Genomic DNA, 3,648 nt, shown 5'->3' with positions numbered 1-3,648 from the left:
CGAGGTGATTCACAATCACTTCGGATTGTTGGATGTTGCAGGTTTCTATAAGAGACTTCATACTAAACGTATGGAGTATGATCGGGTGGTACTTGATTGGAGGTACCATAGTCTATTTGGTTGAACCGCCGTATACCGAACGGTACGTACGGTGGTGTGAGAGGCGGGAATCTATAGATTTCCGCCTACTCGATTAGGAGCAGTTACTAACTACCTCAGGTTAGGATCTGGTAACTTTACAGCGCCTGGTGACCATCACCGATGAGAGGAAAATCTATATCTAGATTGGAATCTTTTTAATACCATTATCCCAGTTATCTCCCCGATTCTCTGGAGTGGAAGCTTTTATTTCGACCCTTTTCCGGCTATATTGATATCATGATTTCCCTGTCCTGTTTAAAGGACCCCATCAGCAAAGCCATCCTGATTTCTCTGAGTCTTCATGTGGCTTTGTTTGTATTCATTAACCGCCTCAATCTTGCAGAAAATGCAGAGATATTGCCTGAGTTCCAGAAGGTTAAGGTCAGTTTCACCTCCATTAAAGAACAGAAACCTGAAATCGCACCGCCTGAGATTCAAAGTGTATCGGAGCCCATGGAAGTGGAAGAATCTCCTGTTGTGCCTGTTCAGATTAAAGAGACTCCTGTACTGGAGAGTCCTGTACCTGAGAGTCCTGTACCTGAGAGTCCGGCAGTCGCAGTCGTGGAGCCTGTGAGCAAACCCCTCCCGGAAATTAAGGAAGCCCTGCAGCCTCAGGGTACACAGGAACGTCATGTCCTCGTACCAACCCCTCAGGTTGTAGACGCAGCCCCTGGCGAACCTTCCCTGGATGATCTCAATCTGGAAGGAGCCAGGATGCCCCCTCCGGTCTATCCCTCCATGGCAAAGCAGATGGGCTGGGAAGGGGATGTGACGATTATTTTTACCATTAACAGCAAGGGACGGGTAGAGGAAATTGTCATCGATCAGAGCTCGGGACATGATCTGCTGGATCAGAGTGTCCTGACCACCGTTCAGAAGTATTGGCGCTTCCCCCGGGGAGGCGATCCCCTGCGGGTCAGAAAGGATTTTTCCTTCCGTCTTATCTGATATAAAAAGCCATGGCTCCCGGTCCGTCACCGATGACAAGATCTTCCAACCGTGTATACTCCGGAGTTTTTCCACTGCCGATCACCTGGATGCGGTTCAGTTTATTTCCAGAATAATTGGATATGTACAACATGTCATCTTTGTACAACAAATGAGAATAGTAGTCACTCGAGGGATCTGATCCTGCCAATATAGGATTTGATGATGCTCTGAGCACGGCTTCTCCCTCATAATCGTAGGACTGAATACCGCCGACTCCCGCCATATAGAGGATCTTCCTGTCTGTATCCATGGAGAACCGGTAGCCCGAGGGGGAGCCTCCGATGGAGACCACCTTCTCCAGTGTCGGATTCTCCGAGTCATTCAGGTTCATGACCAGGATCACACCGTCGTCAGGATCAGTTCCGGGAACTATCGTGTTCGTAGTAGATCCCGGAGGGATGTATTCACTGCTGGTGTATTTTCGGGCTTCACCGCCGTTGGTCCCGGTGCACACGATGTGGAGCTTTCCTTCCAGGAGAAACAGGGACTGGGGATTCAGGCCGTTGCCGGGGTAATAGGGTGATTCACCGGGTAAATCGCCGAGGAGCTTGTCCAGATTGATCTCCCTGACTAAGGAAGCCGAAGTTTTTCCGCTGTTCAATGTGAACACGCTGAGTGTGCCCTCCCGGAAATTGCCAGCCGCCCGGGCAAATGCATCACCGAAGGGAATAGTCTCGCCATTGACATCTGTGAGCAGGATCGAGGCATCGTAGCGGACATTGCTGACATAGAGGGTATTGTCTGTGGCGGCGATGCCCGTGGGGCTGCGTTGGTAGTTGTCGCCTGTCGCATTTGTATCTGTTATTGTCCCGGAGCTTTCAGAATAGACTTTCAGAAAGCCGGAGGTCATGGAGAGCTCATTGAGATTAACTATGACAATTTCATCCGTTGCAAAACCTGTAACCGCGGCATGGTCTCCTGAACCCAGGGGGGCGAGGAGAAGAGGATTAAATCCATTTTTAAGATAGAGATTCCCCAGGTAGTCCAGGGTCCGGCTGTCATATTTTTCAATGACATTCTGGCCGGAACAGACCGTGAACAGATCGTTCCCGATGCTCAATAGATCACTCGGCCAGGCTTCGCTGCTGCCGTTGTGGCCGACGGTCTGCAGGTCTCTGTAAACCTTCATGTCTTCGGGCCTGTAGGCGCTCAAGGTCTCGGCATTCCCATTGATGATGAACAGGACCTTGCCGTAACTCTTATCATAGAACTCCTGATAGTCGGTCTTGATTTCGGGAGAACAGGAGATCAGAATCAGGACGAAAAGGAATCCTGTCATCCAGGAGAGAGTCTTTCTGGGAGTTCCGGTTTTCTGTTTTTTCAAAAGTTATATCCTCCGCTCAGGGTCCATTCCCGTCCGGGAACGGGGTATCCCAGTTTATCCACATGCTGCAGATTCCCTACATTGAGCACCCCCGCAGAGAAGGTGAATCCCTGATCAAAACTTGTCTTGAAAACGGCATCGAAGGTCAGCAGGGCATCCAGATATTTGGTATTGCCACTGTTTGTATACCTGTACCCCATAGCGTGGGTGCTCCCGGTCAGGCTGCTGTTCTTTCGGATAAAGGAGAGGGACGCATCGGCTGCATGGAAGGGACGGTAGGGCAGTTGATTCCCCTGGTTGATGGAATCTTCTGTCTGGTCCCGGACTGTCATCCAGGTATAATTCCCCTGGAGTTCCATAAAACTGAGGAAACTCTTTTGAAAGGGAATCAACCAGGTGAAGGCATTTTCCAGGCCCTGTGTCCGGACCTTGCCGATGTTGCCGGGTCTCCAGGTTCCCCCGGCTGTGGGGGACCACTGTATCAGGTTTTCAGTATAGCTCTGGAAGTATATGACAGAGAGTTCCAGTCCTCCCCGGGGCTTGAAGTAGAGGCCGCCGTCCCAGTTGAGACTCTCTTCCGGGAGGAGGTCGGGATTGCCCGAGGCAAAGGATCCGCTGCTCCAGAACAGGTCATCAAAGCCGGGGTTATGATAGGCTGTTCCCAGGTTCCCTTTCAGGATCAGCCTGTCCTCCTGGAGGGGAGTCAGGGCTGCTGTGAGAGACCAGGACCCCTGGCTGTCATCCCGGACCTCCCATCCTTTGTATTCGCTGCGGTTTAAGTCCCATCGGAGAGCAGGTGTGAGTGAAAGGTATGAATTTTTTGCCTCTATCCTTGTATAGACGGCCCCGCTGATCTGCGCCGCTTTGCCGGGCAGGGAGCTGCCGTTGCTGCTGCGGAGGCTGGTTGATTCCAATCTGTCCAGAGCGATGTCTGTGCCTAAATAGGGTTTGAATATCCAGGAGACAGTTTCAAAGCTGACAGAACCATCCATTCTGCCCCGGAGGGTGTTATTATTGTTCTCCTCGTCGATGGAGGCCGCCGGGTTTTCATAGCTGTTGCTCTGGTTGAGCACACTGAACTCCGTATCCAGAGTCAGTTCCCTATAGGAGTGGGGTGTTAAGAGCCATCCCAGGGTCCCTCCCACTCGGGATTCTTCCAGATGGGCATCGGGAGTGAGGAACTCCATGATCCC

At 51.5% G+C, this 3,648-nt stretch carries 3 protein-coding genes; 1 reads left to right on the top strand and 2 read right to left on the bottom strand.

The features are described 5' to 3' along the window. The first annotated feature begins 378 nt into the window (after positions 1 to 378). Positions 379 to 1,089 (top strand): energy transducer TonB, encoded by a 711-nt coding sequence (locus PF479_RS08155; protein ID WP_298004710.1) that lies wholly within the window; start codon positions 379 to 381, stop codon positions 1,087 to 1,089. Here PF479_RS08155 and PF479_RS08150 read toward each other — a convergent pair. Both PF479_RS08150 and PF479_RS08145 read right to left on the bottom strand, forming a co-directional pair. Next, positions 1,082 to 2,455, bottom strand: coding sequence for a hypothetical protein (locus PF479_RS08150; protein ID WP_298004707.1), 1,374 nt, complete (start codon positions 2,453 to 2,455; stop codon positions 1,082 to 1,084). The two genes, PF479_RS08155 and PF479_RS08150, sit on opposite strands and share 8 nt — an antisense overlap. Then, positions 2,452 to 3,648, bottom strand: a 1,197-nt coding sequence (locus PF479_RS08145; protein WP_298004704.1) for a TonB-dependent receptor, incomplete at its 5' end; no start/stop codon positions are given. The genes PF479_RS08145 and PF479_RS08150, both read right to left, overlap by 4 nt.

The sequence above is a fragment of the Oceanispirochaeta sp. genome, assembly GCF_027859075.1.
Lineage (GTDB): Bacteria > Spirochaetota > Spirochaetia > DSM-2461 > DSM-2461 > Oceanispirochaeta.
This window is presented reverse-complemented; position numbering and strand designations above follow the sequence as displayed.